The sequence below is a fragment of the Sporosarcina sp. P32b genome, from assembly GCF_002743335.1.
GTDB lineage: Bacteria > Bacillota > Bacilli > Bacillales_A > Planococcaceae > Sporosarcina.
In genome coordinates this window covers 58,500-85,346 of the sequence record NZ_PDZB01000010.1, presented here as the reverse complement: position 1 = coordinate 85,346, position 26,847 = coordinate 58,500, and the positions used below count along the sequence as shown (strand labels likewise).

Here is a 26,847-nt window from a genome sequence, read left to right as displayed (position 1 = left end):
GAGTTTCCTGATGAACAAAAGTTTGATCGTTCTATTCCTGGCAGTACTGCTATTTACAGTGACAGGATGCGGAAAAACGTCTTCTGCCCCGTCGAGCGCGGAAGATTTATTGAAGAAAGCGGAACAAGCGATGGATGAATTGGAATCGGTCCATGCCAATATTGCGTATGACGAAAGTAGCGTCACATCCGATCCTGCAAAACGTACAAGCAAAAATGTACAAGTTCAGGCGGATATTGAACAGAATCCACTGAAAAGTTCAGAGGAAGTCGTCTGGAAAATTCCAAAACAAGGTGCGAAAAACATTCAATTATTCCGCCAAGGTAATCAATTGGCTATGCAAGAGACATTGGAAGAAAACAAGAGTGAATGGCAAGAGCTAACAGAAGAGCAACGCACGGAATTGCTCGGTGTGTGGGTGCCGTTTGCCTCTCCTGTAATGGACTTGTCGCTGTTAGAACCTTTTGTGCATGATGCAGAAATAGAAAAGATTGATTACGGCTATGCCGTGCAGTTTTCTTTATCACCTGCTGATTATCGTCAGTTGATGGAGGTTGTATCGGTGAATAGTCCACAACCAGAGAAATTTGTCCATAAGCATGGCGGATTTCCTGTAGTGGAGAAGCTGGATGTAGAGCTGACGGTAAATGAAAAGACAATGTTTGTGACAGGCATGAAGATGTCTGCGAATGTCACGAGTTATTTTGGGCGGGATTATATCCGTTATAAACAAAAACTCGATGCAAAGTATAGTTATTTTAATGATATCGATACGATTTCCACACCAAAAGATGCAGAGATGTTCGAGTAATATAAAAATATCCACGCTGACCTACTAAAGGGGGCGTGGATTTTTTATGGTTTCTAACTATATTTCTACCGTGGACTCTTTTTTCCTTTGAATGATTGAAGCCGTTGGTGAATGGCGGCCATTCTTGTTTCCTCTCCTGCTTCTACAGGAGTGTAAAACTTAGAGTGTACTAGGCTGTCTGGTAAGTATTGCTGGTCTGTCCAACCACCGAATGTACCTACCGGTGTTGCGTGTGGATAGACGTAGCCACCATGACCGAGTGCAGCGGATCCGCTGTAGTGTGTGTCACGTAAATGCATCGGGATTTCGCCTGTTGGTTTTTCATGCAATGTTTTTGTAGCGGCATCGATCGCTTTGTAAGCAGAGTTTGATTTGGATGCCAAGCACATCTCTATAATGGCTGTAGCAAGTGGAATACGTGCTTCGGGCATGCCGAGACGCTGTGCGGCATCTGTAGCCGCGAGAACTCGGCTTCCAACATCAGGCGCCGCCAATCCAATATCTTCATAACTCATGACAAGCATGCGTCTAGTAACAGCAGTTAAGTCGCCGATTTCGAGTAATTGTGCTAAATAATAAAGCGCTGCATCGACATCACTTCCGCGTACACTTTTTTGTAAAGCGGATAATAAATTAAAATGATGCGATCCCTTTTTATCACCTAGTAAACTAATCCTAGTTAGTAGTTGAGTGAGCAATGCATCTTCTATAACAATCTTACCGTCTTCTTCGTCACTTGCAGCAAGTAATGATTCTAAGAACGTTAAAGCTTTTCGTGCATCACCATTTACGCCTTCTGAAATTTTCTCGAGTTGTTCTGTAGTGATTTCGATCGTTTCCTTACCGAGTCCTTTTTTCTCGTCCTTCAACGTGCGCTCAAGTAATTCCAGTAAATCTTTTGGCTGCAATCGTTTCAACTGGACGATTTCCCCACAACGTGAACGAATAGCGGGATTGACGTCGTGGAATGGATTTTCCGTTGTCGCGCCAATCAAGACGATCGAACCGCTTTCTACGTGAGGAAGCAGTGTATCTTGCTGCAATTTATTGAAACGATGGATTTCATCTAAGAATAACAATACTTTACCTGTCATTCGGGCTTCTTTCACTACATCTTCTACATCTTTCTTACCTGCCACGGTCGCATTCAACGCAATGAAAGGCAGTTTTGACGTACCCGCAATTGCGTAGGCTAACGACGTTTTTCCGATACCTGGTTCACCATATAATAAAAGAGAAGGGACATGCCCGTTCTTGATCATCCGATATAAGGGAGTATTTTTGCCGATGACGTGGTCTTGTCCGATCACTTCATCAATCGTCTCAGGCCGCATACGAAAAGCCAAAGGTTCATTATGCATGTACATCCTCCTAGCGTACGTTTGTTCTTTCATTATACCGTAAAACATTAGTGAAGTCATTTGCAAGAACCAGTGATACAATTATGCTATACTGATTTCAGCAATTTTAGTAAAGGACGATGCCCAATGAAAATATCCACTAAAGGACGATACGGACTTACAGTAATAGTAGAACTAGGACGAAAATATGGAGAGGGTCCTGTGCCTTTGCGTAAAATCGCAGAAGAGCAAAATCTCTCTGAAGCATATCTGGAACAACTAATCCCACCTTTACGCAACAGCGGAATGGTGAAAAGTGTTCGCGGTGCCTACGGTGGCTATAAACTCGCAAAAGATCCTTCTGAAATTATGGCAGGAGACGTCATTCGTTTGCTTGAAGGACCGATCCAATTAGTCGAAGGACTTGATGACGACGATATTCCGCAACGAGAACTATGGAAACGAATCGGAGACGCAATCCGAGGGGTATTAGATCATACGACAATCAAAGACTTAATTGAATTTGAAGATACGTCTACTGCTGATGAATACATGTTCTATATTTAAAGGAGTTTAGTTATGAAACCAGCTATATATTTAGACTATGCCGCTACGACACCGATACATCCAGCCGTATTGGAGCGATTCACCACTGCGCTACGTGATACATATGGTAATCCTTCGAGTACGCATCAGTTTGGTCGTCACGCAAAGAAAGAGCTAGAAGATGCGCGTAAAACGCTCGCATCCTCGATCAATGCGTCACCCAATGAAATTATTGTTACTTCTGGAGGAACGGAAGCGGATAACTTGGCGATTTTTGGATACGTCCAGTCGTTGAATGTAGAAGGGAAACATATTATTACAACGAAAATTGAACATCACGCGGTGTTAAACCCGTGTAAACAACTGGAGTCACAAGGCTATAAAGTGACGTATCTATCACCTGACGATAATGGAGTCATTACCGCAGAACAAGTTCAGAATGCGTTAACAGATGAAACCATTTTAGTGTCCATCATGTACGGTAACAATGAAGTAGGGACGATTCAACCGATTGCAGAAATCGGCCAGTTGCTCTCTACACATCAGTCTGCTTTTCACACAGATGCGGTGCAAGCTTACGGTACATGCCAATTGGACGTCGAAGAACTGCAAGTCGATTTCTTATCGGTTTCAGCTCATAAAGTGAATGGACCTAAAGGGGTCGGTTTCCTTTATCAGCGAAATGGCAAGTTGCTGTCGAGCCAAGTACTCGGTGGTTCACAAGAGAAAAAACGACGCGCAGGTACTGAAAATGTGCCAGCTGTAATTGCATTTGCAGAAGCGGTCTCGATTGCCGAGCAAACCAAATTAGAAAAGCAAACAGCTTATTCTACGTATAAACAAAAAATGGCGGATGTCTTTGAAGAAAATCAAATCGATTTCCGACCAACTATTCCCCACGCAGTAGAATCCTTACCACATATTTATCATGTATCGTTTCCAGGTACCGATGTGGAGACATTTTTGATGAGCTTGGATTTAGAAGGGGTAGCTGTCTCTAGTGGTTCTGCTTGTACTGCAGGGTCATTTGAACCATCACATGTCGTAACGGCGATGTTTGGTACGGAATCAGATAAAGCTAGAAACTCGATCCGCATCAGTTTCGGCTACGACTTGGATGAATTTATTATAGAAGAAGCAGCTAATCGAATCGCAAAAGTAGTCAAACGACTAGTGAAATGAATTCAGTAAAGGATGAACAATATGACAACGAAAAAAGCACCTGCCGATACACGTGTAGTCATTGGAATGTCAGGCGGAGTGGACTCTTCGGTTGCGGCATTACTCTTAAAACAGCAAGGCTATGAAGTGATCGGAATCTTTATGAAAAACTGGGATGATACCGACGAATCTGGACATTGTACCGCGACAGAAGATTTTGAAGACGTACGCAGTGTTTGTGATCAGATCGGCATTCCGTATTACTCTGTGAATTTTGAAAAGCAATATTGGGATAAAGTATTTACGTATTTCTTGGATGAATATAAAAAAGGTCGCACACCGAATCCCGACGTCATGTGTAATAAAGAAATCAAATTCAAAGCATTCCTCGAACACGCAAAAAGTCTAGGTGCCGATTATTTGGCAACTGGACATTATGCACAAGTCGTAGAACGCGAAAACGGTGTAGCGATGCTCCGTGGTGTAGACAATAATAAAGACCAAACATACTTCTTGAATCAATTGACACAGGAACAACTTCAGCAAGTAATGTTCCCTCTAGGTCATATGGAGAAAAGTGAAGTCCGTGAAATCGCAGAACAAGCAGGACTCGCAACAGCGAAGAAAAAAGATTCAACAGGAATCTGTTTCATCGGTGAGCGCAATTTCAAAGAATTCCTTGGGGAGTACTTACCTGCACGTCCAGGCGAGATGCAGACGATGGACGGAGTGAAGATGGGCAAGCACGACGGACTCATGTACCACACAATTGGGCAACGTCATGGTCTAGGAATTGGCGGAGCTGGAGAACCTTGGTTTGCGGTCGGTAAAGACTTGGAGCGCAATGTGTTGCTAGTTGAACAAGGCTTCTACCACGACACACTATTCTCAACGAGTTTACAAGCAACGGATATGAATATTTGTTCACCGAAAGAATTACCGGAGACATTCACTTGTACAGCTAAATTCCGTTATCGTCAGCCGGATACTAAAGTAACTGTGCAGTTGTCAGGTAACGAAGCGATTGTGACTTTTGATGAACCTGTTCGTGCGGTCACGCCTGGACAAGCTGTCGTGCTGTATGACGGTGATGAGTGCCTAGGTGGCGGAACAATCAACGAAGTATTTAAAGACGGCAAGAAACTGACATACGTAGGATAAGGAGGCAATAGCATGTCGATTCATCAAGATGCGATAAAAGAAATGCAAGAAGGTAATTATGAGAAAGCGATCGAGCTTTTCATGAAAGCAGTAGAAGAAAATCCACAAGAGCCTACAGGCTATATCAATATCGGAAATATTTTTGCGTCACTTGGAGATGCTGAGCAGGCGGAACCATTTTTCCAAAAAGCATTAACGCTTGACGAAAATGCCGGAACCGCTTTTTATGGACTGGCAAATCTATATTACAACCAAGAACGCTTTGAAGAGGCAGCAAAATTATATGAAAAAGCGATCAATACAGGTTTAGACTCTGCCGATGCGTATTTCATGCTCGGTAAAAGTATGGAACAAGCAGGTAATGACCGTTTGGCTTTGCCCTATTTGCAGCGTGCCGTTGAATTGAATTCTGATGATCAGGAAATTGCATTGTCCTATGGGATTTTACTAGCTAAGCTCGAGCTATTTAAAGAGGCGAAGCCTGTATTTGAATCCATTTTGGCAGTAGCTCCAGAACATGCGGATAGCCATTATAATTTGGGTGTTTTATATGCAGTATCAACAGAAGACAAAGCAAGTGCACTGTCACACTTAGAACAAGCATTCACTGCAGAACCTGACCATACACAGGCGCGTTACTTATTCGATATGATCAAGCTTGGAGAACAAGGCGAGTAATACATTAGCAGAAAAGGAGGGAGCCCCTTCGATGAATGAAACAGAACCATATCTAATCGGCAGGCCGGTCGTGACGATTTTCCATAATACGACGAATCTATTTTCCATCGTCAAGCTAAAAGTCACTTCCACCAATACCGATTACCGCGACAGTGAAATAGTGATCAAAGGGTCATTCCCTCCTTTAGTTGCGGAAGAAGAATATAAATTTACGGGTCGACTTGTCAATCATCCGGTGCATGGACAGCAGTTCGACGTCCAGACGTTTTCGAAAGAGTTGCCTGCGACAGAAGCAGGTTTAATCCTGTATCTATCTGGTGATTTATTTCCTGGAATCGGAAAGAAAACAGCTAGTGATATTGTCAAGACACTCGGCAATAACGTCATCCAGAAAATTCTTGAAGATCGCAGTGTTCTGGATCAAATCCCGCGTTTAAGTGACGAGCGGAAAGACACGCTCGTTTCCGTCCTACAGGAAAATTTAGGACTTGAGCGTACAATGGTGCAACTAAATGAATGGGGCTTCGGTCCGCAAATAGCTATGCGTATATATCAAGCATATCAAGATGAGGCCATCACGATTCTAACGGAAAATCCATATCGTTTAATTAAAGAAATTGAAGGGATCGGCTTTCAACGTGCAGACGATCTCGCCAAGCAACTCGGGCTCGTAGGAGATCATCCTGCCCGTATTAAGGCAGCTGTTTATTACAGCGTACATAGTGAAGTACAGTCAGCAGGACATGTCTACGTAGAGTCAGAGCTAATCTTACCTCAAGCGAAGCAGCTACTTGAATCGAGTCAGGCACATATCATCTCGTACGACTCGATCACCCAAGCCGTAATTGAACTTGTCGAAGAAGGCACTCTGTCTGCTGAAATGCAGCGTCTCTACTTACCCTCTCTATATTTTTCAGAAATTGGTATTGCCGCTAAGGTCAATAAAATTCTTGAAAATGAAGTCGCAGAACAATTTCCTGCTTCTGAAATTAGAAAAGCTATTGGTGAAATAGAGGAACGTTTGGAAGTGCAGTATGCCGAAACGCAAGTCGAGGCCATAGAACGAGCCCTTCATTCTTCATTGCTCGTGTTAACAGGTGGACCAGGAACAGGGAAAACAACCGTCATAAGAGGCTTAGTTGAGGCGTATGCAGAGCTACATGGCATCTCACTTGACCTCGAAGAGTATGCACGTAAAAAAGAACCGTTTCCGATCATTTTGGCAGCCCCTACCGGACGCGCGGCGAAGCGCATGTCCGAATCAACCGGATTACCTGCTATGACGATCCATCGTCTACTCGGATTTACGGGTCAGGACGCGGAAGAAGAGACGGAGCGGGAAGTAGATGGAAATCTCATCATCATTGATGAAACTTCCATGGTCGATACGTGGCTCATGCATCAGCTGTTAAAAGCTGTTCGCAACGATGCACAGTTATTATTCGTTGGGGACCAAGACCAACTACCTTCTGTAGGACCTGGACAAGTGTTACATGATTTCATGCAGTCAGGAAAAATTCCGGTTGTTGAACTGACCGATATTTTCCGACAAAGTGAAGGCTCAACCATCATCGAAATGGCCCATATGATCAAGCAAAAAGAATGGACGATGGATGTCACGAAGAAGACGTCGGATCGCTCATTTATTAGAGCGTCAAGTGATCAAATTTTGCCTGCGGTCAAACAAATTATCCAAAACGCCACATCCAAAGGGCATTCCATTAAAGACATTCAAGTGTTGGCACCGATGTACAAAGGTCCAGCAGGCATAGATGGTTTGAATAAAATGATACAAGAAGTGACGAATCCACCTGCAGAGGGTAGAAAAGAAATGGTCTTTGGTGAAACGACGTATCGCATCGGAGATAAAGTGCTGCAACTCGTCAACCAACCGGAAAGCAACGTCTTTAACGGGGATATGGGGGAAGTCGTTGCCATAATGTTAGCGAAAGAAACTACGGACAAAAAAGCGATCATGGTGGTCTCCTATGACGGCAATGAAGTGCAGTACGAGCGAAGTGATTTAAATCAGTTAACACTTGCGTATTGTTGTTCGATCCATAAATCCCAAGGTAGTGAATTTCCGATTGTCGTCATGCCAATTGTCAGAAGTCAGCGTAAAATGTTGCGTCGTAATCTGCTTTATACAGGAATTACGCGTGCGAAGAACTTCTTAATCCTGTGCGGTGAAGCAGAAGAATTTAAAGCGGGTATTGCGCGCACCGACGAAACCGAGCGGCAGACGACGTTACAAGAACGCATAACTGGGGAAACACAAGAAGCTCAGACACTACAAACGGTGGAAACTATCTCACTCGGTGCAGCACCAGTAAAAGTGACGGTTGAACCACAAGACATGTCGCAAGCGAAGCTAACGATGGACAATTTTACTGCAATTGATCCGCTTATTGGCATGAACAATGTGTCACCATTCGACTTTCTTGAAGTGACTGATTGACAAAGCGAGAGAACTTTCCTATAATTCGTTTAGAAATAATGAAAAACGTTGAAGGAACAAGTACCTGTTTATTCTGTGTCATAGAAAAGAGCTTCTTGGCTGAAAAAGCTCTCTCAGATTTACAGCGAACGCTATTCCGAAGTTGCAGGCTAATCCCTGCCGTCTTGCCGCGTTAAGGCAACTCGAGATACCGCGTCATGCGGTAATTAGGGTGGTACCGCGATCAATGAAACCTTCGCCCCTTTATACAAGGGGTGGAGTTTTTTTAATTTTAGGAGGAGCAAAACGATGAGAAAACTTACGGCATCTGAAATTCGCCAAATGTTTTTAGACTATTTTCAAGAGTACGGGCATAATGTAGAACCATCAGCTGCATTAGTGCCAGTTGATGACGCATCACTGCTATGGATCAACAGTGGAGTTGCTACATTGAAGAAATACTTTGATGGACGAGTGATTCCTGAAAACCCGCGGATTGCTAATGCACAAAAATCGATCCGCACAAACGATATTGAAAATGTCGGCTATACAGCACGTCATCATACGTTCTTTGAAATGCTCGGCAACTTTTCTATTGGTGATTATTTCAAAGAAGAAGCCATTATTCGTGCGTGGGATTTCCTGACAAATGAACAATGGATCGGTTTTGATCCGGAACGCTTGTCAGTTACCATCCATCCGGAAGATGAAGAAGCGTACGCAATCTGGAAAGATCAGATTGGTATTCCGGTAGAACGTATTATTCGTCTCGAAGGGAACTTCTGGGATATCGGTGAAGGTCCAAGTGGTCCGAACTCCGAAATCTTCTACGATCGCGGACCAAGTTACGGTGACGATTTCTCAGATCCTGAATTATATCCAGGTGGAGAAAACGAACGCTATTTGGAAATCTGGAACTTAGTATTCTCTGAGTTCAATCACAATCCTGATCACACGTATACACCGCTTCCGAAGAAAAACATTGATACAGGAATGGGTCTTGAACGCATGGCATCAGTTATCCAAGACGTGCCTACGAACTTCGATACGGACTTGTTCTTACCGATCATTGAAGCGGTAGAAAATGTCTCAGGCAGAAAGTACGGAGAAACGACTCAAGCAGACACAGCGTTTAAAGTAATTTCGGATCATATTCGCACAGTAGCATTCGCTATTGGAGACGGAGCACTACCTTCCAATGAAGGCCGTGGCTATGTTCTGCGCCGTCTATTAAGAAGAGCAGTTCGTTTCGCGAAACAACTAGGCATTGATAAGCCGTTTATGTACATGCTAGTGCCAATTGTTGGGGATATCATGAAAGACTTCTACCCTGAAGTTCATGATAAACAAGCCTTCATTATGAAAGTCGTGAAAAACGAAGAAGATCGTTTCCACGAAACCTTGCATGACGGTATGGCGATTCTTACAACGATCATTGAAAAGGCAAAAGCTTCAGGCTTGCCAATCGTTTCAGGCAGCGACGCGTTCAAACTCTATGACACATACGGATTCCCGTTTGAACTGACAGAGGAATTCGCTCTCGAAGAAGATGTGGCAGTCGATCGTATCGGGTTTGACGAAGAAATGGCTGCACAACGAAATCGTGCACGTGCTGCGCGCGCAACATCGGACTCTATGCATGTTCAATCCGGTATCCTTGGTGAAGTACATGAAGCGAGTGAATTCATTGGCTATGGCCAACTAGAAACCACTGCAATCGTCAGTGTCCTTATTCAAGATGGACAACGTATCGCACATGCATCTGAAGGAGAAACAGTACAAATCATTTTGGATCAAACTCCGTTCTATGCAGAAAGTGGCGGTCAAGTGGCTGATAAAGGAATGATCTCAAACGAATCGTTCACAGCGGAAGTTCGCGACGTCAAAAAAGCGCCTAATGGACAAAACTTACATACGGTCTTCATCAGTTCAGGTGAATTGAATGAAGGCGTATCCGTTAGTGCAAAAGTGGACGAGTTCTCACGCAATCTAACAGTCAAGAACCATACGGCTACACACTTATTGCACCGCGCATTGAAAGATGTTCTCGGTGAACATGTCAATCAAGCAGGTTCATATGTTGGTCCGGATCGTCTTCGTTTTGACTTCTCCCATTTTGGACAAGTCACAAAAGAAGAACTCGAGCGTATCGAATTCCAGGTCAATGAACAAATTTGGGCAGGTACTCCTGTCAATACCATCATTTCACCGATAGCAGAAGCAAAAGAAATGGGTGCGATGGCATTGTTCGGTGAAAAGTATGGCGACATTGTTCGTGTTGTCAAAGTCGGCGACTACTCAGTTGAGCTATGTGGAGGATGTCATGTTCGTAACACGTCAGACATCAACGTATTCAAAATCGTTTCTGAAGGCGGCATTGGAGCAGGCACACGACGTATTGAGGCTTTCACAGGTGGACAAGCATTCCGTTCATTTAAAGAAGGTCAAGCGGTCATCGATCAAGTAGCAGCAACTGCAAAAGCTACACCGAAAACAGTCATCACGAAAGTCGAGTCGATTCTTGCTGACTTTAAAGAACTTCAACGTGAAAATGAATCACTGCAAGCGAAGATGGGCAACAGCCAATTGGCGAGTGTCCTGGAAACAGCTCAGCAGATCGAAGATATTACAGTCATTTCTGCAAATGTAGAAGTGAAAGACAATAACGGTTTACGTCAATTGATTGATGAAATGAAACAAAAAACTTCCAAAGGCGTCATTGTACTTGGTACAGTAACGGATGGGAAAGTTATGCTGGCAGCTGGCGTTACCGATGATTTAAAAGGTGGTAACTACCACGCAGGTAAAATCGTCAATCATGTTGCGTCACTTTGTGGCGGAAAAGGCGGCGGACGTCCGGACATGGCGATGGCCGGGGCGAAAGATGCGTCAAAACTTGATGATGCGCTTCAATCCGTGTATGATTATGTAAAATCTGTTTAACCATTATGTAGAGCGATGAATCTTAAAATGTAGATACATGTAACTAGTTAATTTCCATTCGGGTGAATAAAGTACATGCCTATAGGAAAGAGCCAGACTAGAACGAATTTGAACGGTGGTTGATCCACAAATCTATTTACTATGTATATTTTGACGGTAGATCGTTATAGACATAAATGGAAATCGGAAAGCGGGGTGTCGAGTATGAATTCGTCCGATGAAACGATGAAGTTTAACTTTCCTGAAGAATCAATGGAGGAAGAAGTCAAAACAGTCATGCTCCACGTTTACAAATCATTAGAAGAAAAAGGTTACAATCCAATTAACCAGATGGTTGGTTACTTACTATCTGGTGATCCAGCCTACATTCCACGCCACGAAGATGCGCGTAGTCTGATTCGGAAACTGGAACGGGACGAGATTCTAGAAGAATTAGTGAAGTTCTATATCCGAGAAAATAGAGGTAAAACAGAATGAGAACTATGGGATTGGATGTTGGCACGAAGACCGTTGGTGTTGCGATAAGCGATAGCCTCGGTTGGACAGCCCAAGGAATCGAAACTATCAAAATTGATGAAGCGGTAGGTTCTTTCGGGATGAAACGTGTCAAACAATTGACAGAAGAATACGAAGTGACGGAGTTTGTCGTCGGGTATCCTAAGAATATGAATAATACGATTGGGCCCCGTGGAGAAGCATCCGAACAATATGCGGAGAAATTACGCGAAAAATTCGGTTTACCTGTCGTTTTATGGGATGAACGATTAACTACTATGGCTGCTGAACGCGTCTTAATTGAAGCGGATGTCAGTCGTAAAAAACGTAAGTCGGTCATAGATAAAATGGCAGCTGTCATGATTTTACAAGGTTATTTGGATTTACAAAAAAACTAGAGGTGATTAAACAATGGAACACGGACAAGAAACAATGACAATCGTAGATGAGAACGGCGAAGAACACGTATGTGAGGTAATTTTAACATTTGATTCAAAAGAATATGAAAGATCATATGTACTTTATCATGTTTTAGATGGCGAAGAGAGAGACGATGACGAGGAAGTTGAAATCCATGCTTCTGCTTTCATTCCAACTGAAGAAGGACAAGATGGCGGATCACTTCTTGAAATCGAATCTGATGAAGAATGGGATATGATCGAAGAAGTATTGAACACATTCCTAGAAGAAGAAGACGAGTAAGCGATAATATCATGTGACGGGCGGAATGGTGCTGACCGTTCCGTCTTTTTTAATGGATTTATCTATAGCGGAAGAAGAGGTGAGGCTTGTGGAAAAAGAGCCCCAGAGAAAAAAAGATGTCATGTTTGAACGTATGTTAGAACAGAAGGAAGAAGTGAGAACCGTTAGAAAAATAGTACTTTGGATTGTGGCAGTCGTATTGGTTGTAGGGATAGTTGGAGGTTTTTCGGTCTATACATACATAAAAAGTGCGTTAGAACCTGTTGATCCGGATTCGGAAAAAATTGTTGAAGTAGAAATTCCGATAGGTTCAGGTTTGGATATGATTTCAGAAAAACTGGAAGAGTCCGGGATTATTAAAAATGCTCGGATCTTCAAATACTATGCAAAAGTAAACAATGAAGCAGATTTTCAGGCTGGCACGTATGGATTAACACAGTCTATGACACCAGATGAATTGATTAAGAGCCTGAAAACAGGCGTGGTCTACCGCACACCGGCATTTACACTTACGATTCCGGAAGGGTTAACGATAGATCAAATTGCAGAAAGAACAAGCAAAAAGACGACGATTACTAAAGAACAGTTTATGGAGTATGTAACGAATGAACAAGTCATTCAAGAATATATGGAGAAATATCCAGAAGTCATAACAAAAGAAATTCTGAATGAGAATATACGTTATGCACTTGAAGGTTATCTATTCCCTGCCACTTATCCGTTCTTTGAGGAAAAGCCTACAGTGAAAGAAGTGGTCGATACGATGGTGGATGCCACCGTACAGAACGTGATACCGTATAAAGCGTATTGGGCGGAGGAAGGCAAAAACCGTTCAGTGCATAAAATGCTAACGTTTGCCTCGCTGTTAGAAAAAGAAGCAACTGGTCAAACGGATCGCGAAACGATTGCGAGCGTCTTCAATAATCGTATTGAGCAAGGGATGCCGTTACAGACAGATCCAACCGTTTTATATGCATTAGGAGAACACAAAGCCCGCGTCATGAATGAGGACCTGAAAGTGGATAATATCTATAATACGTATAAGAATAAAGGATTGCCGCCAGGACCTATTGCGAATGCCGGAACTGCTTCGCTCCAGGCAACAGTAGAACCATCCAAGACGGGATACTTGTTCTTCTTGGCAGATGAAAATGGCAAGAATTACTTTGCTAAAACGTATGAAGAACATCTTAAGAACAAAGCAAAGTATATCGACAGCCAATATAAATAATACGTCGCAAAGGGGAACTAGATATGACGGACTACAATGCGTATATTAGCCGCTTTGCGGAAGTAAAAGAGCCACTCGTCCTAGAAATGGAGCACTACGCCGCAGAGAATCGTGTGCCAATCATGGATGATACAGGCTTATATACATTAATTGGGCTGCTGCAAATCCAGCAGCCGAAACGTATTCTTGAAATCGGGAGCGCGATCGGCTATTCGGCTATTCGATTGGCGAAAGCTTTTCCCGATGCTGTAATTTATACGATTGAGCGCGATGCAGAACGGTATGAGAAAGCGGTCGAACATATTGAGCGCAGTGGACTGCAAGAGCGTATTACAATCATTCAGGGTGACGCACTCGAGTTAGATGAGGCCGAGTTACCACAAGAACCATTTGACACACTGTTCATTGATGCAGCCAAAGGGCAATATCGAAAGTTTTTCGACAAATATAGCCCGCTCGTCGGTCCCGCAGGTGTTATCTATTGTGATAATATGTTTATGCATGGTATGGTGCTGTTGGAAGATGGAGACATACCAAAACGCAACCGGACAATGATCCGAAATTTGCAACAATTCACGAGCTGGGCAATGCAAAACAATCACTATGAAACGTCACTAGTACCTATAGGTGACGGCATCTTAATAGCTGTGAAAAAAGAATAAACAGTAGGAAACAAAGGGGAATCACTGTGAAGAAAAAACCTGTCGTAATTGGTATTACCGGTGGTTCTGGTTCCGGTAAGACTAGTGTCACCAAAAAGATACATGAAGTATTTCAAGGTCATTCTGTCGTCGTCATTGAACAAGATGATTACTATAAAGACCAATCGCATTTAGCACTTGAAGAAAGATTAAAAACGAACTATGATCACCCATTAGCATTCGATACTGACCTACTAATTCAGCATATCCACCAGTTGATCAATAGGCAAGCAATCGAAAAGCCGACATATGATTACACATTGCATACTCGTTCAGCTGAAAAAGTAACTGTAGATTCACAAGATGTCATCATTCTTGAAGGTATCTTAGTGTTGGAAGATGAACGATTGCGGGATCTAATGGATATCAAGCTATTTGTTGATACGGATTCTGATATACGTATTATTCGTCGGATTTTACGGGATATTCATGACCGTGGACGTACAGTAGATTCTGTCGTCGAGCAATACGTTACGGTGGTGCGTCCGATGCATAATCAATTTATTGAACCGACAAAAAAGTATGCTAATATAATCATTCCAGAAGGCGGCGAGAATGCGGTCGCAATCGATTTGATGGTAACGAAGATAAAAACAATTCTTGCTTCTGTTGACGAAGTATAATATGATGATGACATAATTTTAAATTAATTCAGCATCTGCCAGTGTTTGTATAGTATAAATAGGATGCATGCAAGACAAGCAAGGGCTTTTTTTCGTTCAGTTTAGAATGAGGAACGGAAAAAAGTATAGTTAAAACTAAAATAGTTCCGCTATGTCACATAATTGAAGTTTGTGCGACATAGTATTTTTTATGAACAGACATATGAGGAGTGTTATTACATGGTTTCAGAAAAGAAATTTCCAATGACGGCTGCAGGTAAAGCAAAGTTAGAAGACGAACTAGAACAATTGAAAACGGTTAAACGTGTGGAAGTAGTAGAACGCATTAAAATTGCACGTAGCTATGGTGATTTATCGGAAAACTCCGAGTACGATTCAGCGAAAGAAGATCAGGCATTTGTAGAAGGTAAGATTTCTTCTATTGAAGGAATGATTCGTAATGCGGTCATTATAACTGAAGATGAATTGAATACGGATGAAGTGCAATTAGGCAAGACAGTTACTTTTAAAGAAATTCCTGATGGTGAAAAAGAGACGTACACAATTGTTGGTTCTGCTGAAGCCAATCCATTGGAAGGTATGATCTCAAACGACTCGCCAATTGCGAAAGCGTTAATTGGCCGAAAAAAGGATGACAAAGTAAGGATCCAGACTCCCGGCGGTGAAATGTCAGTAGAGATACTCGAGATAAAATGACACACGTACCGTCTTCTCACTAGTAGAAGACGGTATTGTGATTTTTAATTCAATTCGCCGAAGTATACGCGTTTCATTTTAAGTAAAGGAGATGTCTGAAATGGCAGATCAAGGTCCGAAGTATTCGAGAACGTCAAGAAAACAAGGCAGTAAAGCAAGCAAAGTGAATAGAGTATTAAATATTTCAATAGGTGTTGTGATTTTCCTTATTGCGGTTGTTGCTATCATCTTTCTTACTGGTGACGATGAAAAAGAAGTGGCAATTGACAAGCCTGAACAATCTACACAATCAGATACAGCCCCAATGGAACCTATCGTTTTAGACGATGAGAACGATGAGGACAAGCCTGAAACGGAAGACGCCGAGCCGGAAGAAGCAGATGAACCAGATGAACCAGAAGTTCAGGCTCCTGAAGAAAATAACGAAGTGGTAAATGAAGTGGTTGAAGAACCGGAAGCACCAGTAGTAGAAGCGCCTAAAGTAGACGAACCGAAAAAACAACAAACCCAAAAAGTGGAACCTAAAAAGGAACAACCAAAACAGGACAAGCCAAAGAAAGAAACTTCATCGGATTCTGGTAAGAAAGTGGTTGTGAATCCTGACTGGAAACCTGTTGGAACAAAGCAATCAGGCGAGCACGTTTCAAAGTATGATGGTCAGTCCGATGACTGGCATGAGAAAAAGAAAGCCATATCCTATGCAACTGGCATGTCTGAAGATCAATTGTATTTTGATCGGATTCAGAATGGCGGCAGTCCTCAAAAATCAGAAGGCATTGTGAGAAGTAAAGACAATTCCAAAAAATTCAAAGTATATCTTCAGTGGGTGGACGGCCAAGGTTGGAAACCTGTCAAAATGGAAGTTTTGAAGTAAGTGAATTAACCTACCGATGTGCTGCCTATTGGGCAGCACATTCTAGTAAGTGAAAAGGGGAGAAGGCATAAATGAAAATAGCAATCGTAGGTGCCATGGAGGAAGAAGTCGAAATATTACGCAGAGAAATTGGTCTTGGGAAAATCACAACCGTGGGAAATTGTGAGTTTATTGAAGGCAAAGTAGGCAAGCATCAAGTGATTGTAACGAAAAGTGGCATCGGAAAAGTAAACGCTGCCATGGCAACAACAATCCTTTTGCAAAACTACAAACCTGACGTAGTCTTGAATACAGGTTCTGCAGGTGGAACTAATCCAGAGCTCGAAGTGGGAACGATTGTAATATCTGATTATGTCCTGCATCATGATGTCGATGTCACTGCATTCGGCTACGAGCTAGGCCAAGTTCCTCAACTTCCTGCAAGCTTTCCTTCAGATTCTAAACTGATCGATTTTGCTAGAGAAGCAGTAATTGAGTTAGATACATATGAACATGCTGTAGGAACTATCGCATCAGCTGATACTTTCATGGATGATCCTGAAAAAGTCCTACAAGTTAAAAAAAGATTCCCACGCGTCATCGCCGTAGAAATGGAAGCGGCGGCCGTCGCGCAAGTCTGTTATCAGTTCAACACGCGATGCGTTGTCATCCGCGCACTATCTGATATAGCCGGTAAGGAATCGACAGTCAGTTTTGATGAATTTTTACCACTGGCAGCCAAACACTCGTCACAGATTGTTTTGCGCGTCATCTCGAAACTTTGATCGTTCTATGATAAAATGTCTTAGTAGACAGATTAGCAGTTCGTTTGGTTGAGAGGAGGGACATTCAATGGAATTCTTAATGGGTGGAGTATTTATCGTCACAGCACTATTGGCAGCAATTATTTTACGCGAGGTTAAAGCTGACTGAGAAAAGAAACAAAGCGTTTCCGGTGTGCGGGGGCTGTGGCCCTCTGTTGCACGATCGGAAACGCTTTTTGTATTATTGGTATTCATGCTTAAACGATTGATATAATTTGACGATTGCCCGTTTCTCGATACGTGAAACATAACTCCTGGAAATATTCAGTTGCTCAGCAATTTCTTTTTGTGTCATCGGCTGATCATCCAGCAAGCCGTAACGTCTTTGAATGATTTCCAACTCGCGTGAATCAAGTTTATCCAAATGACGGTAGAGACGCTCTTTTTGTTCATTTTGTTCTACGGTTGTTTGTGGAGGTATGTCGTTTGTTTGAAGGAGGTCTGCGATTTCTAGGGATTGGCCATCTTTATCCATGCCGATTGGTTCGTAGAGGGAGACATCTTTTTGCACCTTTTTTTGAGTTCGTAAATACATAAGTATTTCATTTTCAATACAGCGTGCAGCATACGTCGCGAGTTTGGTTTTACGGTCTGGCGTAAAACTGTTGACGGCTTTCATCAGACCAATCGCACCTATGGAAATATAATCATCAAGTAGTTCGTGCTTTGGCTGGAACTTCTTGACGATATGGGCGACTAAACGCATATTGTGTTCAATGAGTTCATCACGTGCACTTACATCTCCTTCAGCTAATCGTCTCAGGCACTCTGCCTCTTCTTTCTTGGACAATGGACGAAGGAAAGCTTGCCCTCGGATATAACCGATTAGCGCGGGGATCTCTAACCATAATTGCATGACGGCTAGGAAAAAACCGCTCATGTGACCACCTCCGATTATTAGTAGTTTACTCTATGCAAACGACGGATGGTCTATCACTGACAAGAAAAGCGATAAAATCAGACATAGTTGTGCGTGCAGGCTACACAACTATGTTATAATCAGACAAGAATTTGTTGTAGGGCGGAGAGGATAATGTGTTAAATCATTTTTTACCGAGTGCTTATGTAAAATCCGTGTTTTTGATTAAACCAGAAGACCTTCTTGAGAATGGTATTAAGGGTATCATTACAGATTTAGATAACACACTCGTTGAATGGGATCGTGCGGATGCTACGCAAGATATTATGGCGTGGTTCAAGTCCATGCGCGATGCTGGTTTGCAAATTACAGTTGTTTCCAATAACCATATAGAACGCGTCAGTCACTTTTGTGATCCATTAGGCATCCCGTATATTTGTGAAGCACGCAAGCCGCTGAAAAGGTCGTTTTATCAGGCACTTGCTACATTAGGCTTGCCAAAAAAAGATGTCGTCATGATTGGCGATCAATTGTTAACGGATGTCTTGGGTGCGAATCGTGTGGGGCTGCAGACGATATTAGTCGTCCCTGTAGCAAGTTCCGATGCGACGATTACGAAGTTCAACCGTGCGATTGAACGAAGGATTATGGCAAGGTTTAAAAGAAAAGGATTACTTACGTGGGAGGACTAAATTTGGAATTGATCAAGTGTATTGGATGCGGTATTACGATCCAAACGACGGATAAGACAATGGAAGGCTATGCGCCGCCAGCTTCATTAGAAAAAGAAGATGTCATATGCCAACGCTGTTTTAAATTACGAAACTATAACGAATTACAGCCGGTATCCTTATCAGGAGACGATTTTTTAGCGATTTTAAATGGAATCGGTGAAAAACAAGGCTTGATCGTGAAAGTCGTGGATATTTTTGATTTCAACGGTAGTTGGATCAATGGTCTGCATCGCTTTGTAGGCAAGAAAGATATTTTATTAATCGGAAACAAGGCAGATATCCTGCCGAAAGCGATTAATCCGCAGCGAGTGAAAAATTGGATGAAGACGGAAGCTGCAAAGCTAGGTTTGAAACCAATCGATGTGTTACTAGTTTCCGCTGTAAAAGGCAACGGTATGAGTGAAGCACTTGACGCGATTGAGAAATACCGTAAGGGTAAGGACGTCTACGTAGTCGGTTGTACGAATGTAGGGAAATCTACTTTTATTAATCGAATCATTAAAGATGCGACCGGTATGGAAGATGTGATTACGACATCGTACTTCCCAGGGACAACTCTTGATGTAGTAGAAATTCCATTAGACGACGGTAAAATGCTAATGGATACACCAGGGATTATTAACGATCATCAAATGGCTCATCACTTGGATCCTCATGATTTGAAATTGATTACGCCGAAGAAAGAGCTGAAACCGAAAGTTTATCAGCTGAATGCTGAACAAACATTATTCATCGGCGGACTTGCTCGTTTTGATTTTATTCAAGGGGGTCGCTCTTCTTTCAACATTTATGCAGCAAATGGTTTGCCAGTTCACCGGACGAAGTTGGAAAATGCCGATGAATTGTACAAAAACCATCTTGGTGACATGCTATCGCCACCAGGACCTGCATCACTTGAGAAGTTGCCGGCACTTATACGTCATGAGTTTTCAATTAAGGAAGCGAAGACGGATTTAGTGATTTCAGGGCTTGGCTGGATTACGATTCAGCATGCCAATGTTACAGTGGCTGTACATGCACCAAAAGGTGTCAATGTCGAAATCAGACCTTCATTGATTTAACAGGGACAGGAGGAAAGACCAGATGAAAAAATGGTATGCGGTAATAGGTGATCCAATCGCGCAATCAATGTCACCGGTCATGCATGATCAGTGGTTTAAAGATAATGCTTTGGACGCAACGTATATACCGATTCATGCAACTGCGGGAAGCTTGCAAGAGACAATAAGAAGCTTGCGTTCACTTGGATGCAGTGGCTTCAATGTGACGGTACCCCACAAGCAGGCGATTCTTCCTTTTCTCGATGAAGTGGATGAATCAGCAACAGTCATGGATGCGGTTAACACAGTTTATCAAACAGATGATGGTAAACTAATCGGTGCCAATACGGACGGAGCGGGGTTCGTTAAATCGTTAGAAGAGTTTTCGGACTCAGTGAAAGGCTCGGTATTACTTATTGGAGCTGGTGGCGCGGCTAGAGGCATCGCCTTTGCGTTGCAGTCAGCTGGCTATGGACCTCTCTATTTTACGAATCGAACTGCTTCTAGAGCCGCAGAACTGGCGGCAGATATGAATGGTGGTCACGCGCTCTCTATTGAAGACGCTGAAGATCGACTCGGTGAGTTTGGTCTTGTAGTACAAACCACGTCAGTCGGTATGAATTTTGCACAAGAAGGAATACCGCTCGATCCAAAGAACGTGGCAAACGGTGCAGTAGTAGCGGACATAATTTACAATCCGCTTGAAACGGAATTTTTACAGCAAGCAAAACAAGCAGGGGCCAATACGATGAATGGTGTTGGAATGTTCGTCCATCAAGGAGCTCTTGCTTTTGAAAAGTGGACAGGAGTCTATCCTGACACAAAAAAGATGATCGATATGATTACAATGAAAGTTGGCGGGTAAACATGTTAACAGGTAAACAAAAAAGGTTTTTACGTAGCGAAGCACATCATTTGGATGCACTATTCCAAATAGGGAAAAGCGGTTTAACTGACGCAATCCTCGTGCAAATCGACGAAGCACTTGAAGCACGTGAACTACTTAAAGTGAGCGTTCTTCAAAATTGCGACGAAGATAAAAAGGAAATTGCTGAAAAGATTGGCGCGTATAAAGGCATTCACGTAGTCCAAGTCATCGGTAACATAATTGTTTTATACAGAGAATCGACAGAGAAAAAACGTATACAATTACCGTAAGGAGAATCAGATGAAACGAATCGGCATATTGGGCGGAACTTTCAATCCGCCACACACTGGACATTTATTGATCGCCAATGAAGTGCGTTATGCACTACAGTTAGATGAAGTATGGTTAATGCCTGCTGCAGTCCCTCCGCATAAGATTGCGACAGGTGACGCGACAGCAGAGCAACGCCTGCAAATGGTGAAACTGGCGGTAGATGAAGTGGATGGCTTACGTGCATCATCGTTTGAAATTGAGCGAGGCGGAGTATCCTTTACATATGATACGATGTCGCAATTAATACAAGATGAAGCAGGTGTACATTTTCATTTCATTATTGGCGGAGATATGATCGATCAGTTACCGACATGGTACCGGATTGAGGATTTACTCGATATCGTTACGTTTATCGGTGTCAAACGTCCAGGTGCTGATAACGCTTCTGCAATCCCGGTACAATTAGTAGAAACACCACAACTTGATTTGTCATCCACATTGATCCGCCAGCGTTTTGTAGAAGGTGGAACCGTGCAACTTTTGATTCCCCAGGCTGTCGAAGCTTACATTCGAGAGGAGAGATTATATGGATCTTCAACAAGTTCGAAATGACCTAGAACAACGCTTACCAAAAGCGCGTTATGAACACGTACTGAGAGTCACGGAAACAGCGAAGAAATTAGCTGAGGAAGTGGGTGTGTCGGTGGAAAAGGCTGAAATTGCTGGCCTATTTCATGATTACGCCAAGTTTATGGATAAAGATGAATTACTCGAATTACTAAAACGTGACGAAGAGTATGAGCTCTATGCTCAGTATCACTCCGAATTATGGCATGCGCCAGTTGGAGCGATGCTCGCGAAAGAACGTTATGGAGTAGAAGATCAAGATATCTTGCAAGCTATCCGTTTTCATACGACGGGCCGTGCAGAAATGAGCGAGTTAGAGAAAGTAATCTATATCGCTGATTTAATCGAACCGGGAAGAAAGTTTCCGGGTATCGAAGAGTTGCGCCAACGTATTAACGGAGAACCACTGGAAGATCAAATGACAGAATGCATTCAACATACATTTAAATTTTTAGTTCAGCGATACGCAGTCATTTTTCCACATTCATTTGATTGCTATAATGAACATGTACGTAGAAGAAAGGAACAGTGAAATATGCCAACATTATTAGAATTAGCTTATGAAGCAGTAGATAGTAAGAAAGCAGAAGACATCGTAGTATTAAACATGGAGGGCATCTCACTAATTGCTGATCAATTCATCATTTGTCATGCTAACTCTGAAAGACAAGTGCAAGCCATCGCGCGCGAAGTAGCGGATGCGGCTTCTAAAGAAGGATACACGGTGAAACGTTTGGAAGGGTTTGACGCAGGTCGTTGGATTTTAGTCGATCTTCTAGACGTAGTCGTCCATGTATTCCACAGAGACGAACGCGGATTCTATAACTTGGAAAAGCTATGGGGAGACGCACAGTTACTAAACGTTGAGGAAGAAATATGAGTTCTTCCTATTCAGCGTTCGCATCTATTTATGACGAACTAATGAATGATATCCCGTATGACGCCTATGTCGAGTTACTCGATTTGGCGTCTGCTGGCGTTTCAGGGAAAAAAGTATTAGATATAGGTTGTGGAACTGGCTTGCTTTCTGCAATGCTTGCGAAAAAAGGGGCACATGTCACCGGTATTGATCTTTCTTCAGATATGCTCGAGGTTGCTTCGCACCGTGCACAGTCATTTTCTCTGGATATTCAGTTTATCGAGCAACCTATGCAGCAACTGGATGTAGAAGATACATTTGATGCTGCGATCATCTCAATCGATTCATTGAACTATGTAATAAAGCAGCAAGACGTCATAGAAACGTTCCGCCGGATTTATGGAGCGCTTGCTACGGGTGGCGTGTTGCTCTTTGATGTGCATTCATTATACAAAATGGATGAGATCTTCCTTGAAGGACCTTTTGTTTTTGATAATCAACGTATTGCATATATTTGGCAAACTAGCCCTGGAGACGAGAATCATTCAATTTATTCCGAGTTGGCGTTTTTCGTAAAACAACGAGATAATTCGTATCAACGTTTTGACGAAGTACATATGCAACGATCGTTTGCAGTACCGGAATATGTTCAAATGCTTGAAGAAGTTGGATTTCAGATTGAACGAATTTTTGCAGACTGGGAAGATGAAGCACCTGAGGAAGAAAGTGAGAGAATATTCTTCCAAGTTCGAAAATAGGACTACCATAGTATTTCGGAATCGGGTATAGTTAATGAGACTCCATACGGTGCTGAAAGAAAGGATTGTTGCTTATCCGTTCATTCTTTACCGAAAAATGGCGTACATTGATCATTCCTATTGCAGCGTTCGCTGTACTTTCCACTGTTTTGTTCTTTCCCCAAGAACAACCGGATCAACTTTCCGAAGAACATGGACAATCCCTATTTGAACCAATTGAAACAGCTGAACAAAATAAAGAAGTGGAAGCGCCTGTCGAATTGGTCGCGGAAGCTATTACTGTTGCAATTCTAGTGGACGTTAAAGGTGCAGTGAAACATCCTGGACTTTATTCGATGCAAGATGGTGATCGATTACTTGATGCAATCGACAAAGCAGGAGGCTACACAGATGCCGCTGACACCAGGTTGTTGAATCATGCGCAAAGACTGCAGGATGAATCTGTCGTCTATGTACCGGTCGCAGGAGAAGAGCCACCGGTATATGAGCAACCGGCTTCAGCGTCATCATCTTCTGACAGTTCGACTTCAAAAGTAAATATCAATACTGCGAATGAAAATGATTTTCAGACACTTCCTGGCATAGGCCCAGCAAAAGCTCTGGCGATTGTTCAATACCGTGAAGAGCATGGAGCTTTTTCGCAATTGGACGAAATTAAAAATGTGTCAGGTATTGGTGACAAAACATTTGAAAAATTAGAACCACATATAATTCTTAACTGATGGAGGCAACCGTATGGAGCGAATTACTTGGGATCAGTTCTTCATGGCGCAAAGTCATTTGCTGGCGATGCGCAGCACATGTACGCGACTCTCGGTAGGGTCCATTTTAGTACGAGACCAACGCATTATTGCTGGCGGCTATAATGGTTCGATATCGGGTGGAGATCATTGTATTGAACACGGCTGTTATGTCGTGGACAATCATTGCGTTCGAACGATACACTCAGAAATGAATGCATTACTACAATGTGCCAAATATGGCATACCGGTTGCCAAGGCGACCATTTATGTCACGCATTTCCCGTGTTTACAGTGTAGTAAAGCATTGATTCAGGCAGGGATAGAACGCATTAAATATGCCGAAGATTATCGTAATAGTGAGTATGCACTCGAGCTATTTGCGCAAGCAGGCGTAAAGATTGAAAAAGTACCGTTTGACGCGCGTTCAATTGACTTCGCCAGTGAAGAGAAATTTTCATTATTCAACGAGATGTTGACGAAAATGCAGGAACTTGGCGCTGAACCTGAAGAACTGGATGCCCTTTTGCAAAGGGTGAATCATTTATTTGGCAATTAATCCGATCGATACGATGGATGTATATAGCGATTCCTGTTGCGATTTCTGCGTTTGCAGCTGAGCTTTCAGGATCGCTTTTATTTTTGAATGCTTTATTCCTCATACCGTTCTACTTCTTACGCAAAGATTATCTACACCTCCTTCTTTGCACACTTCTTGCAAGTCTCTCTTTTTTCTATTTCTCTAGCCATTTTACAACTCTTCCTGACGATTCAGTCGTGACTTTTCATTGGAAAGATCAAGTGAAAATCGACGGGGCTAAAGTAAAAGGTTTCGCCACCTTATCTGACGGCACCGTTGTCTATATGATGTATCCGTTACATTCCGAACAAGAAAAAATCCGATTTCAGTCTGCGCGATTAGCGACGTATCAGTTCACGGCGGAAGTAGAGCCAAAAGAAATGGAACCAGCTGCCCATGAGTATTCATTCGATATGCTGCGTTATTTACGAATGAATGGAGCCGCAGGCATACTAGAAGCCACTCGTATCACATCGAGCGAACGACTTACTACACCGCGTTCACGACTCTCTCACTATCGTTCTGCGATTAAACAACATATTCATAATCAATTTCCACCTTCACTCGTTACAGAAGCTGAAGCGTTATTGATCGGTGACCGTTCGGGTATGGATCGCATCTTGCAAAATGAGTATCAGACGCTAGGTATTACGCATCTATTTGCGATTTCTGGCTTGCACGTCGGTTTATTGACGTTTTTCATTCGAGCAATATTGCTGCGTATCGGCTTTCGTAAAGAGTGGGTGACATACGGATTACTCATTTTTTTGCCAATCTACGCATGTATTGCTGGTGGAGCACCGTCTGTCTGGCGTGCAGCCACGGTGACCATGATTGTATTACTTGCTGTTTCAGGTAATTTAAAGTTGCGCCTTGATGATGCTCTTGCTTTAAGCGCATTATTCTTCATCATAATGCAACCTTTTATCGTGTTCCAGCCGGGATTTCAGTTATCCTATTTAGCTGCGTTTTCTTTGTTGTACTCGTCAGCTATTCTTAATCAAGCGAAAAATGGATTGGTCGTTTCATTTCTCGTCACCGTCATTACACAAGTTGCACTTTATCCTATTTTGCTCTATCACTTCTTCGAGTTATCGATTTCTTCTTTTATCGCGAATTTGTTCTACGTTCCGTTGTATTCATTATTTATCCTACCTGCCAATTTATTGTTATTGATCTGCACCTACATCGCGCCACCGCTAGCAAGCATTCTCTTTCTCATCTATGAGCCAGTGAGACTATGGATTGGTAGTGTAACGACTTGGTTTGCTTCCTTTCCTTATCAAATGTGGACGCCCGGACAACCGGGGGGCGTCGGCTCAGCACTTGCTGTTGTCGGTATCCTCATCTTTCTCGTCTGTCTGGAAAGAAAGAAGTTCATCCTCATCGGTCTGATCTGCTTGCTTCTCCCAGCGCTCTATCTAGAAATTAAACCGATACTGCATCGTGACGTAATCATTTCGTATGTAGATGTTGGGCAAGGGGATAGCACGATAATCGAAATGCCGTATCGGAAAGCAGTGTATGTAATAGATACAGGTGGAGTTGTCCATTTTGGCGAAACTGACTGGAAAACACCTGAGCAACCTTTTGAAATCGGGCGAAATATCGTCGTGCCGTACTTAAAAGCAAAAGGAATCACGAAAATAGACCGGCTGATAATATCTCATGCCGATATGGATCACATGGAGGGTGCCGATGAAGTATTAGACGAGTTGAAGGTAAAGGAAATTCATTTGTCGCCTGGCAGTGAACAGGAGAAGGCGATGGATGAAGTGTTGCAGTTGGCAAAGGAGCAGAACATTTCAGTGCAACTAGTTAAGGAAGGGATGAATTGGAGAGTGGCAGACTATCAATTCCAGTATGTAGCGCCAGAAGAACGTAAATATGATGGAAATGATAGTTCATTGGTACTTGTGATGAAGAAAGAAGATCTTCATTTCATCTTTCCTGGAGATCTCGAAAAAGAGGGAGAGCAGCGGTTTTTGCAGAGATATCTAACTGCTGATTTTCAACGCGTTGTACTAAAAGCTGGCCATCATGGAAGCAAAACATCGAGTACAGAGCCGTTTATTAATTTTCTTAAGCCAGATTTTATTATTGTATCAGCGGGAAGGAATAGTCGCTACGGGCATCCGCATGCAGAAGTCATCGAGCGCTTTGATGAACACAGTATACCGTTTTGGTCGACAGCCGAAAGAGGAACGATTGAATTGCGTGTGAAAGATGGAGTGTACACCGCCACTTCGAGTCGTTAGAAAAACAAATAGACACATCCACCAATGTGGTGGATGTGTCTATTTTATA

The 26,847-nt window shown here is 42.7% G+C and carries 29 protein-coding genes and 1 other annotated feature; of the genes, 27 read left to right on the top strand and 2 right to left on the bottom strand.

What is annotated here, in order from left to right; all coding sequences use genetic code 11:
* Positions 1-10: 10 nt before the first annotated feature.
* A complete protein-coding gene (locus CSV64_RS09010) occupies positions 11-811 on the top strand; it encodes a DUF6612 family protein (RefSeq protein WP_099662679.1) in 801 nt (266 codons plus the stop codon).
* A 65-nt stretch (positions 812-876) separates the two neighbouring features.
* Here the strand turns inward: CSV64_RS09010 and CSV64_RS09005 are convergent, their stop codons facing one another.
* Positions 877-2,172 (bottom strand): replication-associated recombination protein A, encoded by a 1,296-nt coding sequence (locus CSV64_RS09005; RefSeq protein WP_099634204.1) that lies wholly within the window; start codon positions 2,170-2,172, stop codon positions 877-879.
* A gap of 126 nt (positions 2,173-2,298) precedes the next feature.
* Here CSV64_RS09005 and cymR point away from each other — a divergent pair, with 126 nt between their 5' ends.
* From cymR to mtnN, 15 genes are all read left to right on the top strand, one after another.
* Positions 2,299-2,718, top strand: coding sequence for a cysteine metabolism transcriptional regulator CymR (cymR, locus tag CSV64_RS09000; RefSeq protein WP_029054640.1), 420 nt, complete (start codon positions 2,299-2,301; stop codon positions 2,716-2,718).
* Positions 2,719-2,730: 12 nt separating this feature from the next.
* A complete protein-coding gene (locus CSV64_RS08995; protein WP_099634203.1) occupies positions 2,731-3,879 on the top strand; it encodes a cysteine desulfurase family protein in 1,149 nt (382 codons plus the stop codon).
* A 21-nt stretch (positions 3,880-3,900) separates the two neighbouring features.
* Positions 3,901-5,019: a tRNA 2-thiouridine(34) synthase MnmA gene (gene mnmA, locus CSV64_RS08990; protein WP_099634202.1), complete on the top strand. Its 1,119-nt coding sequence runs from the start codon at positions 3,901-3,903 to the stop codon at positions 5,017-5,019.
* Between the two features lie 12 nt (positions 5,020-5,031).
* On the top strand, positions 5,032-5,697 hold the full coding sequence (locus CSV64_RS08985; RefSeq protein ID WP_099634201.1) for a tetratricopeptide repeat protein: 666 nt from the start codon (positions 5,032-5,034) through the stop codon (positions 5,695-5,697).
* A gap of 31 nt (positions 5,698-5,728) precedes the next feature.
* The gene (gene recD2 / locus CSV64_RS08980; protein ID WP_099634200.1) at positions 5,729-8,155 is read left to right on the top strand and encodes an SF1B family DNA helicase RecD2; all 2,427 of its coding nucleotides are present in this window, start codon (positions 5,729-5,731) and stop codon (positions 8,153-8,155) included.
* Between the two features lie 39 nt (positions 8,156-8,194).
* Positions 8,195-8,401: a binding site (T-box leader), on the top strand.
* Positions 8,402-8,443: 42 nt separating this feature from the next.
* The gene (gene alaS / locus CSV64_RS08975) at positions 8,444-11,077 is read left to right on the top strand and encodes an alanine--tRNA ligase (RefSeq protein WP_099634199.1); all 2,634 of its coding nucleotides are present in this window, start codon (positions 8,444-8,446) and stop codon (positions 11,075-11,077) included.
* Positions 11,078-11,281: 204 nt separating this feature from the next.
* A complete protein-coding gene (locus tag CSV64_RS08970; RefSeq protein WP_029054646.1) occupies positions 11,282-11,554 on the top strand; it encodes an IreB family regulatory phosphoprotein in 273 nt (90 codons plus the stop codon).
* Positions 11,551-11,970 (top strand): Holliday junction resolvase RuvX, encoded by a 420-nt coding sequence (gene ruvX, locus CSV64_RS08965; RefSeq protein WP_099634198.1) that lies wholly within the window; start codon positions 11,551-11,553, stop codon positions 11,968-11,970. The genes CSV64_RS08970 and ruvX overlap by 4 nt, the downstream gene beginning before the upstream one ends.
* Positions 11,971-11,983: 13 nt before the next feature.
* On the top strand, positions 11,984-12,274 hold the full coding sequence (locus CSV64_RS08960) for a DUF1292 domain-containing protein (protein WP_099634197.1): 291 nt from the start codon (positions 11,984-11,986) through the stop codon (positions 12,272-12,274).
* A gap of 52 nt (positions 12,275-12,326) precedes the next feature.
* Positions 12,327-13,505: an endolytic transglycosylase MltG gene (gene mltG, locus CSV64_RS08955; RefSeq protein ID WP_099634230.1), complete on the top strand. Its 1,179-nt coding sequence runs from the start codon at positions 12,327-12,329 to the stop codon at positions 13,503-13,505.
* Positions 13,506-13,528: 23 nt separating this feature from the next.
* On the top strand, positions 13,529-14,167 hold the full coding sequence (locus CSV64_RS08950; protein WP_099634196.1) for an O-methyltransferase: 639 nt from the start codon (positions 13,529-13,531) through the stop codon (positions 14,165-14,167).
* Positions 14,168-14,187: 20 nt separating this feature from the next.
* Positions 14,188-14,829 (top strand): uridine kinase, encoded by a 642-nt coding sequence (udk, locus tag CSV64_RS08945; protein WP_158233024.1) that lies wholly within the window; start codon positions 14,188-14,190, stop codon positions 14,827-14,829.
* Positions 14,830-15,048: 219 nt separating this feature from the next.
* Positions 15,049-15,525, top strand: a complete 477-nt coding sequence (gene greA, locus CSV64_RS08940; RefSeq protein ID WP_099634194.1) for a transcription elongation factor GreA — start codon at positions 15,049-15,051, stop codon at positions 15,523-15,525.
* A 100-nt stretch (positions 15,526-15,625) separates the two neighbouring features.
* Positions 15,626-16,399: a DUF1510 family protein gene (locus CSV64_RS08935; RefSeq protein ID WP_158233023.1), complete on the top strand. Its 774-nt coding sequence runs from the start codon at positions 15,626-15,628 to the stop codon at positions 16,397-16,399.
* Positions 16,400-16,470: 71 nt separating this feature from the next.
* The gene (gene mtnN / locus CSV64_RS08930) at positions 16,471-17,163 is read left to right on the top strand and encodes a 5'-methylthioadenosine/S-adenosylhomocysteine nucleosidase (RefSeq protein ID WP_099634192.1); all 693 of its coding nucleotides are present in this window, start codon (positions 16,471-16,473) and stop codon (positions 17,161-17,163) included.
* 220 nt (positions 17,164-17,383) lie between these two features.
* Here mtnN and sigK read toward each other — a convergent pair whose 3' ends face one another.
* On the bottom strand, positions 17,384-18,082 hold the full coding sequence (gene sigK, locus CSV64_RS08925; protein WP_099634191.1) for an RNA polymerase sporulation sigma factor SigK: 699 nt from the start codon (positions 18,080-18,082) through the stop codon (positions 17,384-17,386).
* Positions 18,083-18,237: 155 nt separating this feature from the next.
* Here sigK and CSV64_RS08920 point away from each other — a divergent pair, with 155 nt between their 5' ends.
* From CSV64_RS08920 to CSV64_RS08870, 11 genes are all read left to right on the top strand, one after another.
* The gene (locus tag CSV64_RS08920) at positions 18,238-18,753 is read left to right on the top strand and encodes a YqeG family HAD IIIA-type phosphatase (RefSeq protein ID WP_099634190.1); all 516 of its coding nucleotides are present in this window, start codon (positions 18,238-18,240) and stop codon (positions 18,751-18,753) included.
* Between the two features lie 2 nt (positions 18,754-18,755).
* A complete protein-coding gene (gene yqeH, locus CSV64_RS08915) occupies positions 18,756-19,856 on the top strand; it encodes a ribosome biogenesis GTPase YqeH (protein ID WP_199168478.1) in 1,101 nt (366 codons plus the stop codon).
* Between the two features lie 22 nt (positions 19,857-19,878).
* Positions 19,879-20,700, top strand: coding sequence for a shikimate dehydrogenase (gene aroE / locus CSV64_RS08910; RefSeq protein ID WP_099634188.1), 822 nt, complete (start codon positions 19,879-19,881; stop codon positions 20,698-20,700).
* A gap of 2 nt (positions 20,701-20,702) precedes the next feature.
* Positions 20,703-20,993, top strand: a complete 291-nt coding sequence (yhbY, locus tag CSV64_RS08905; RefSeq protein ID WP_099634187.1) for a ribosome assembly RNA-binding protein YhbY — start codon at positions 20,703-20,705, stop codon at positions 20,991-20,993.
* Positions 20,994-21,003: 10 nt separating this feature from the next.
* Positions 21,004-21,588: a nicotinate-nucleotide adenylyltransferase gene (locus CSV64_RS08900; protein ID WP_099634186.1), complete on the top strand. Its 585-nt coding sequence runs from the start codon at positions 21,004-21,006 to the stop codon at positions 21,586-21,588.
* The gene (yqeK, locus tag CSV64_RS08895; protein ID WP_099634185.1) at positions 21,563-22,135 is read left to right on the top strand and encodes a bis(5'-nucleosyl)-tetraphosphatase (symmetrical) YqeK; all 573 of its coding nucleotides are present in this window, start codon (positions 21,563-21,565) and stop codon (positions 22,133-22,135) included. The genes CSV64_RS08900 and yqeK overlap by 26 nt, the downstream gene beginning before the upstream one ends.
* Positions 22,136-22,138: 3 nt before the next feature.
* Positions 22,139-22,483, top strand: coding sequence for a ribosome silencing factor (gene rsfS, locus CSV64_RS08890; protein ID WP_099634184.1), 345 nt, complete (start codon positions 22,139-22,141; stop codon positions 22,481-22,483).
* A complete protein-coding gene (locus CSV64_RS08885) occupies positions 22,480-23,220 on the top strand; it encodes a class I SAM-dependent methyltransferase (RefSeq protein WP_099634183.1) in 741 nt (246 codons plus the stop codon). The genes rsfS and CSV64_RS08885 overlap by 4 nt, the downstream gene beginning before the upstream one ends.
* Positions 23,221-23,288: 68 nt before the next feature.
* Positions 23,289-23,942 carry a helix-hairpin-helix domain-containing protein gene (locus CSV64_RS08880; protein ID WP_233190427.1) on the top strand — a complete coding sequence of 218 codons (654 nt, stop codon included), beginning with the start codon at positions 23,289-23,291 and terminating at the stop codon, positions 23,940-23,942.
* A 13-nt stretch (positions 23,943-23,955) separates the two neighbouring features.
* Positions 23,956-24,519 (top strand): ComE operon protein 2, encoded by a 564-nt coding sequence (locus CSV64_RS08875; protein ID WP_099634182.1) that lies wholly within the window; start codon positions 23,956-23,958, stop codon positions 24,517-24,519.
* Between the two features lie 17 nt (positions 24,520-24,536).
* On the top strand, positions 24,537-26,798 hold the full coding sequence (locus CSV64_RS08870; RefSeq protein ID WP_099634181.1) for a DNA internalization-related competence protein ComEC/Rec2: 2,262 nt from the start codon (positions 24,537-24,539) through the stop codon (positions 26,796-26,798).
* Positions 26,799-26,847 lie beyond the last annotated feature (49 nt).

Coding starts and splice junctions, on each gene's coding strand:
- CSV64_RS09010 (WP_099662679.1), top strand. CDS start 11: ATGAACAAAAGTTTGATCGTTCTATTCCTGGCAGTACTGCTATTTACA.
- CSV64_RS09005 (WP_099634204.1), bottom strand. CDS start 2,172: ATGCATAATGAACCTTTGGCTTTTCGTATGCGGCCTGAGACGATTGAT.
- cymR (WP_029054640.1), top strand. CDS start 2,299: ATGAAAATATCCACTAAAGGACGATACGGACTTACAGTAATAGTAGAA.
- CSV64_RS08995 (WP_099634203.1), top strand. CDS start 2,731: ATGAAACCAGCTATATATTTAGACTATGCCGCTACGACACCGATACAT.
- mnmA (WP_099634202.1), top strand. CDS start 3,901: ATGACAACGAAAAAAGCACCTGCCGATACACGTGTAGTCATTGGAATG.
- CSV64_RS08985 (WP_099634201.1), top strand. CDS start 5,032: ATGTCGATTCATCAAGATGCGATAAAAGAAATGCAAGAAGGTAATTAT.
- recD2 (WP_099634200.1), top strand. CDS start 5,729: ATGAATGAAACAGAACCATATCTAATCGGCAGGCCGGTCGTGACGATT.
- alaS (WP_099634199.1), top strand. CDS start 8,444: ATGAGAAAACTTACGGCATCTGAAATTCGCCAAATGTTTTTAGACTAT.
- CSV64_RS08970 (WP_029054646.1), top strand. CDS start 11,282: ATGAATTCGTCCGATGAAACGATGAAGTTTAACTTTCCTGAAGAATCA.
- ruvX (WP_099634198.1), top strand. CDS start 11,551: ATGAGAACTATGGGATTGGATGTTGGCACGAAGACCGTTGGTGTTGCG.
- CSV64_RS08960 (WP_099634197.1), top strand. CDS start 11,984: ATGGAACACGGACAAGAAACAATGACAATCGTAGATGAGAACGGCGAA.
- mltG (WP_099634230.1), top strand. CDS start 12,327: ATGGATTTATCTATAGCGGAAGAAGAGGTGAGGCTTGTGGAAAAAGAG.
- CSV64_RS08950 (WP_099634196.1), top strand. CDS start 13,529: ATGACGGACTACAATGCGTATATTAGCCGCTTTGCGGAAGTAAAAGAG.
- greA (WP_099634194.1), top strand. CDS start 15,049: ATGGTTTCAGAAAAGAAATTTCCAATGACGGCTGCAGGTAAAGCAAAG.
- CSV64_RS08935 (WP_158233023.1), top strand. CDS start 15,626: ATGGCAGATCAAGGTCCGAAGTATTCGAGAACGTCAAGAAAACAAGGC.
- mtnN (WP_099634192.1), top strand. CDS start 16,471: ATGAAAATAGCAATCGTAGGTGCCATGGAGGAAGAAGTCGAAATATTA.
- sigK (WP_099634191.1), bottom strand. CDS start 18,082: ATGAGCGGTTTTTTCCTAGCCGTCATGCAATTATGGTTAGAGATCCCC.
- aroE (WP_099634188.1), top strand. CDS start 19,879: ATGAAAAAATGGTATGCGGTAATAGGTGATCCAATCGCGCAATCAATG.
- yhbY (WP_099634187.1), top strand. CDS start 20,703: ATGTTAACAGGTAAACAAAAAAGGTTTTTACGTAGCGAAGCACATCAT.
- CSV64_RS08900 (WP_099634186.1), top strand. CDS start 21,004: ATGAAACGAATCGGCATATTGGGCGGAACTTTCAATCCGCCACACACT.
- yqeK (WP_099634185.1), top strand. CDS start 21,563: ATGGATCTTCAACAAGTTCGAAATGACCTAGAACAACGCTTACCAAAA.
- rsfS (WP_099634184.1), top strand. CDS start 22,139: ATGCCAACATTATTAGAATTAGCTTATGAAGCAGTAGATAGTAAGAAA.
- CSV64_RS08885 (WP_099634183.1), top strand. CDS start 22,480: ATGAGTTCTTCCTATTCAGCGTTCGCATCTATTTATGACGAACTAATG.
- CSV64_RS08875 (WP_099634182.1), top strand. CDS start 23,956: ATGGAGCGAATTACTTGGGATCAGTTCTTCATGGCGCAAAGTCATTTG.
- CSV64_RS08870 (WP_099634181.1), top strand. CDS start 24,537: ATGTATATAGCGATTCCTGTTGCGATTTCTGCGTTTGCAGCTGAGCTT.